The 5,460-nt window shown below is 69.6% G+C and carries 5 protein-coding genes; all 5 read right to left on the reverse strand.

The genetic code is table 11. The features are described 5' to 3' along the window. The coding region (locus tag DSP71_RS14785; RefSeq protein ID WP_258546473.1) for an acetylornithine transaminase at positions 1-1,056 on the reverse strand (1,056 nt) is incomplete at its 3' end. Next, the gene (argB, locus tag DSP71_RS14790) at positions 1,053-1,970 is read right to left on the reverse strand and encodes an acetylglutamate kinase (RefSeq protein WP_045263191.1); all 918 of its coding nucleotides are present in this window, start codon (positions 1,968-1,970) and stop codon (positions 1,053-1,055) included. The genes argB and DSP71_RS14785, both read right to left, overlap by 4 nt. Further along, entirely contained in the window at positions 1,967-3,124 is a 1,158-nt protein-coding gene (gene argJ, locus DSP71_RS14795; protein WP_113681465.1) for a bifunctional glutamate N-acetyltransferase/amino-acid acetyltransferase ArgJ, read from the reverse strand. Before argJ ends, argB begins: the two co-directional genes overlap by 4 nt. Continuing rightward, entirely contained in the window at positions 3,121-4,173 is a 1,053-nt protein-coding gene (gene argC / locus DSP71_RS14800) for an N-acetyl-gamma-glutamyl-phosphate reductase (RefSeq protein WP_058632221.1), read from the reverse strand. Before argC ends, argJ begins: the two co-directional genes overlap by 4 nt. A gap of 239 nt (positions 4,174-4,412) precedes the next feature. Then, positions 4,413-5,460 (reverse strand): bifunctional hydroxymethylpyrimidine kinase/phosphomethylpyrimidine kinase (locus tag DSP71_RS14805; protein WP_258546474.1); only part of this gene is annotated, 1,048 nt, incomplete at its 5' end.

Genomic DNA, 5,460 nt, shown 5'->3' on the forward strand with positions numbered 1-5,460 from the left:
GCGCGCCTGGGCGGCCGCGACGACCTCACCGGCGACGGGCGCGGTCAGCGCCACGCCGATGAGCAGACCACGTCCGCGCACACCGTCGATCAGCGGCGAGTCGATGCCGAGCAGGATCTCGCGCAGCTCGGGACCACGACGGGCGGCGTTCTCGACCAGGCCGCCACTCTCGATCTCGGCCAGGACCGCATCCGCGACCGCGGTCGCGAGCGGGTTGCCGCCGAAGGTGGAACCGTGGGATCCCGGGGTGAAGAGCGCACTGGCGCTGCCGAAGGTGACCAGCGCGCCGATCGGGAAGCCGCCGCCGATGCCCTTGGCGAGGGTGATCGCATCGGGGGTGATGCCCTCGTGGCTGAACCCGAACCATTCACCGGTACGACCGGCACCGGTCTGGATCTCGTCGACGATCAGCAGGGCGCCGTGAGCGAGGGTCAGCGAGCGCGCAGCGGCGAGATAGCCCTCCGGCAGCTCGACCACTCCGGCCTCGCCCTGGATGGGCTCGACGATGATCGCGGCGACGCGGTCATCCATCGCGGCCTCGAGAGCCTCGATCGTGGCGGGGATGTGCTCGACCCCGGCGGGCATCGGCTCGAACGGCGCGCGCATCGAGACCTTGGCGGTGAGCGCGAGCGAGCCCATCGTACGACCGTGGAAGCCGTTCTCGAGAGCGAGGATGCGCGGCCGCTCGGAGCCGCCGTGCAGACGCGCGAGCTTGAACGCGGCCTCGTTGGCCTCGGCACCCGAGTTCGAGAAGAACACGCGACCGTCGATGCCGGCACCGGCCAGACGCTTCAGGCGTGCCGCGAGCGCGAGCTGGGGCGGGGTGGCGAAGTAGTTCGACACGTGCGCGAGCGTGGCCGCCTGCGTCGAGACCGCCTCGACGAAGGCCGGATGCGCGTGCCCGAGCGAGGTCACCGCGATGCCCGCGAGGAAGTCGAGGTGGCGTCGGCCGTCGGCATCCCACAGGTACGAGCCCTCACCGCGGACCAGCAGCGCGAGCCGCTCCCCCGCGTTGAGCACGAGATCGCGTGCCGCATCGTCCTGCCAGACGGTCATGCCGTCACCTCGTTCTTTCCCAGGACCACTTCGGTCCCGATTCCCTTGCTGGTGAAGAGTTCGACGAGCACCGAGTGCGGCACCCGCCCATCGATGATCGCCGCCGCGTCGACGCCGCCCTCGACCGCGTCGAGACAGGCCCGCATCTTCGGGATCATCCCCGACTCGAGCGTCGGAAGCATCTGGATGAGCGCATCCGACGTCAGATGGGAGACGAGCGAGTCGCGGTTGGGCCAGTCGGCATACAGCCCCGGCACGTCGGTCAGGATGACGAGCTTTCGCGCGTGCAACGAGACCGCGAGAGCGGCTGCCGCGGCATCCGCGTTGACGTTGAGCGACTGACCGGGGTGATCGAGATCGGGCGCGATGCTCGACACCACCGGGATGCGCCCTGCGGCGAGGTGGTCGAGCACGGGCGTCGGATCGACCTCGACGACGTCGCCGACCCGACCGAGGTCGACTTCTTCGCCGTCGATCACGACACCACGACGGCGCCCTCCGAAGAGTCCGGCGTCCTCCCCGCTGAGGCCGGTCGCGATCGGGCCGTGCGAGTTGATCTTCGACACGAGCTGCGGGTTGACCTGACCGGTGAGCACCATGCGCACGACGCTGATCGCCTCGGTGTTGGTGACGCGGTAGCCGCCCTTGAACTCGCTCGGGATCTCGAGCCGCTGCAGCATGTTGGAGATCTGCGGCCCTCCACCATGCACCACGACCGGAAGCACCCCGACGTAGCGGAGGTAGGCGATGTCCTGGGCGAAGGCGTCCTGCAGCTCCTCCGACACCATGGCGTTGCCGCCGTACTTGATGACGACGATCTGGTCGCGGAACTTCTTCAGCCACGGCAGCGACTCGATGAGCGTCGTGGCCTTCTGCGCGGCGACGTCCGGCGTGGTGTCCTGGATGTCGGTCATGAGGCGTAGGCGCTGTTCTCGTGCACGTAGTCGTGGGTCAGGTCGTTCGTGAGCACCGTGGCCGTCGACTCCCCGACCTTGAGGTCGATAACGAGGTGCGTGGCGCGCGGGGTGAGGTCGACCTCTTCGCGGGGGCGGTCCGGACCACCCTGGCTGCAGACGCGCACGCCGTTCATCCAGACGTCGACGTCGTAGGGGTCGAACTGCGCATTCGTCGTTCCGATCGCCGCGAGCACCCGCCCCCAGTTCGGATCGTTGCCGAAGATCGCTGCCTTGAAGAGGTTGTTGCGCGCGACCGACCGGCCGACCTCGACGGCGTCCTGCTCGGTCACCGCATGCTGCACCTCGATCGTGATGTCGTGGCTCGCGCCCTCGGCATCACCCTGCAGCTTGACCGCGAGCTCCTGGGAGAGCTCGATGAGCGCGGCGGTGAAGTCGTCGAGGTCCGGCACGACCTCGGATGCCCCGTTGGCGAGGAGCGTGACTTGGTCGTTCGTCGACATGCAGCCGTCGGAATCGAGACGGTCGAACGTCTGCCCTGTCGCACGGCGCAGCGCCTCATCGGCCTGAAGCGGCTCGAGGACGGCATCGGTGGTGATCACCACGAGCATCGTGGCGAGTCCCGGCGCGAGCATGCCCGCGCCCTTCGCCATACCGCCGATCGTCCAGCCATCACGGCTGATCACGGCGGTCTTCGCAACGGTGTCGGTGGTCATGATGGCCTGTGCCGCGCTCTCCCCGCCGTCGGCGCTGAGCTCGGCGATCGCCTGCTCGGTGCCGGCCAGCACACGCGAGCGGAACGTCTCGTCCCCGGTGCCGATGAGGCCGGTGGAGCAGATCAGCACATCCCCGGCGCTGACGCCGAGCAGTTCGGCCGCCTTCTCCGCCGTCTGGTGGGTGGTCTGGAACCCGAACGCGCCGGTGAAGCAGTTCGCACCGCCGGAGTTGAGCACCACGGCCTCGACGACCCGGTCGGCCACTGCCTGCTGCGACCAGATGATCGGGTTCGCCTTGGCGCGGTTGCTGGTGAAGACCGCGGCACCCACCTTGCGAGGTCCGCGGTTGACGACGACGGCGACATCGGGCTTGCCGGTCGACTTCAGCCCGGCGGCGACACCGGCCGCTTCGAATCCTGCGGGGGCGGTGACGCTCACGGCGCTACTCCGTTCACTGAGAGGGCGCGGGCTTCGGGAAGACCCAGCGCGATGTTCATGGATTGGACGGCAGCGCCGGCGGTGCCCTTGACGAGGTTGTCGACCGCGGTGACGACCGTGACCCGGTTCGCGGCCCGGTCGATCGCGAGGCCGATCAGCGCGGTGTTGGCTCCGAGCACGTCGGCCGTGCGGGGGAAGCGTCCCTCGGGCAGCAGCTGCACGAAGGTCTCGTCGCCATAGGCGCTCTGCCAGGCGTCACGGATCTGCGCATCCGTCGCACCGTCGACGATGGGTGCGGTGGACGTGGCGAGGATCCCGCGCGACATGGGCACCAGCACCGGCGTGAACGAGATCCGGATGCCGTCGGACTCCACCCCGGACGCCGCGGCGAGCGCCTGACGGATCTCGGGGATGTGTCTGTGGGTGCCGCCGACCGCATAGGGGTTGGCGGTGCCCAGGATCTCGCTGCCGAGCAGGTTCGTCTTGAGGCTCTTCCCCGCGCCGGACGGTCCGACGGCGAGCACGGAGACGATGTCGGAGGGGTCGATCACCCCGGAGGCCACACCGGGCGCGAGGCTGAGACTCACGGTGGAGGCATTGCATCCCGGCGCCGCGATGCGCGTGGCTCCACGGAGGTGCTCACGCTGCTTGACCCCGTCGATGAGGAGCTCGGGCACACCGTAGGTCCACGGCTCGTGGAAGTCGCCGCCGTAGAACGCATCCCACGCCGAGGCGGACGTGAGTCGGTGGTCGGCGCCGGCATCGATCACGAGCGGGACATCGCCCAGCGCATCGGTGTACTGCCCCGACTGCCCGTGCGGCAAGGCGAGGAACACGATGTCGTGGCCGGCGAGGATCTCCGGTGTCGTGTCCTGCAGCGTGAGGTGTGCGAGTGAGCGCAGGTGCGGCTGGTGGTCGACGAGAGGCTGCCCGGCGTTCGAATGCGCCGTGACGGTGCGGATCTCCATGTCGGGATGGGCGGCCAGGAGGCGCAGAATCTCGCCGCCTGCGTAGCCGGATGCGCCGGAGACGGCGACGGAATACGTCATGCTTCTACCTTAACGGTCAGGCCCTCGAGGAAATCGGGACCGTGGACGGGGCCGGAGGCGGCGACACCGGCACTCGACCGCCGTGCGCGCACGGGCAGAAGGGCGGGGTCGCCTACAGTCGGCGGCCGCGGCGTCGGCGCACAGCGATGACGCTCGGAGCGAGCGTCGGAGAAGCGGTGGCGGCCGAAGGCATGTCGTGACAGTAGCGCGGCCTCGGCTGCCACCGCAAATCCGGTTCGTCATCTGCGGGGTGAGGGCTCCAGCGGTGCGGCGAAGAAGGCGAGTTCGTGGCCACTCGAGACCTCGAAGACGTGGCGCATCCTGGCGCGGGTCGCGGCATCAGCCGTTGCCGCCGCTTCGGAGGCGTAGGCGATCGCCGTCTCGGTCGCCTCTTCGAACGCGGGATCGGCGTAGGTCGCCAGCCACGAGGCGTAGGGGTGCTGGGGATCCTGCGCGTACTGACCGAAGGCCCCGGCGTGCAGGCGTCGGCCGAGGTCGGTGTAGAGCCAGAAGCACGGGAGGACGGCCGCGACGATCTCGGCGTAGTCCCCACCGAACGCGACAGAGCGCAGGTGATCGAGGTAGGCGGTGGTGGCCGCCCCCGGCTCGGCGGAGAACGTGTCCGCGCTCACCCCCTGCGTCGGAGTCAACCACGACGCGTGCAGCTCGAGCTCGCCCACGATCGAACCGCGGGCCGACTCCGCCCAGAACGCCTGCTCATCGGATGTCGGCGCGAGCCGGGACGCTTCCGCGAGCACACGGGCGTACTCGCGCAGGTACAGCGCGTCCTGGGCGAGATAGGACAGGAACGGTCCGCGCTCCAGCGTCCCGTCGGCGAGCGCGCGGATGAAGGGCAGCTCGTCGATCGCGGTGCGGATCTCCCTGATGTCGTGCCACCAGTCCGCCGCGATGTCGTCCGCGATCGGACGGGCCTCTGTTCCCGCCCGTTCCCAGAGTCCGGAGAAGTGGTTGATCGGCCCGTGCCCACCGCCGACGCGCAACGCGTCCCCCGCCCGCAGGGCTTCGCGAAGCCAGATGCGCGCGGCGCCGACGGCCGCTTCTGCGTCGTGCCCCCGCGCGAGCAGGGTCGCGAGCGCGGACGACAGCGAGCAGCCGGTGCCATGGGTGTTTCCTGTCGTGATCCGTCGTCCTGGAAAGTCTCTGCGCAGACCGCGCGCTGCGTCGACCAACGCATCGGGGGCCTCATCCCCGACGAGATGGCCGCCCTTGACCAGGACGGCTGCATCGATCCGGGCGGACAGCTCGTGCGCCGCGGAGATGGCATCC

The organism is Microbacterium sp. H6 (genome assembly GCF_003314775.1).
In the GTDB taxonomy this organism is placed as follows: Bacteria; Actinomycetota; Actinomycetes; order Actinomycetales; family Microbacteriaceae; genus Microbacterium; species Microbacterium oxydans.

Bases quoted from the DNA above. Each gene is read 5' to 3' on its own strand.
- argB (WP_045263191.1), bottom strand. From the start codon at position 1,970: ATGACCGACATCCAGGACACCACGCCGGACGTCGCCGCGCAGAAGGCC.
- argC (WP_058632221.1), bottom strand. From the start codon at position 4,173: ATGACGTATTCCGTCGCCGTCTCCGGCGCATCCGGCTACGCAGGCGGC.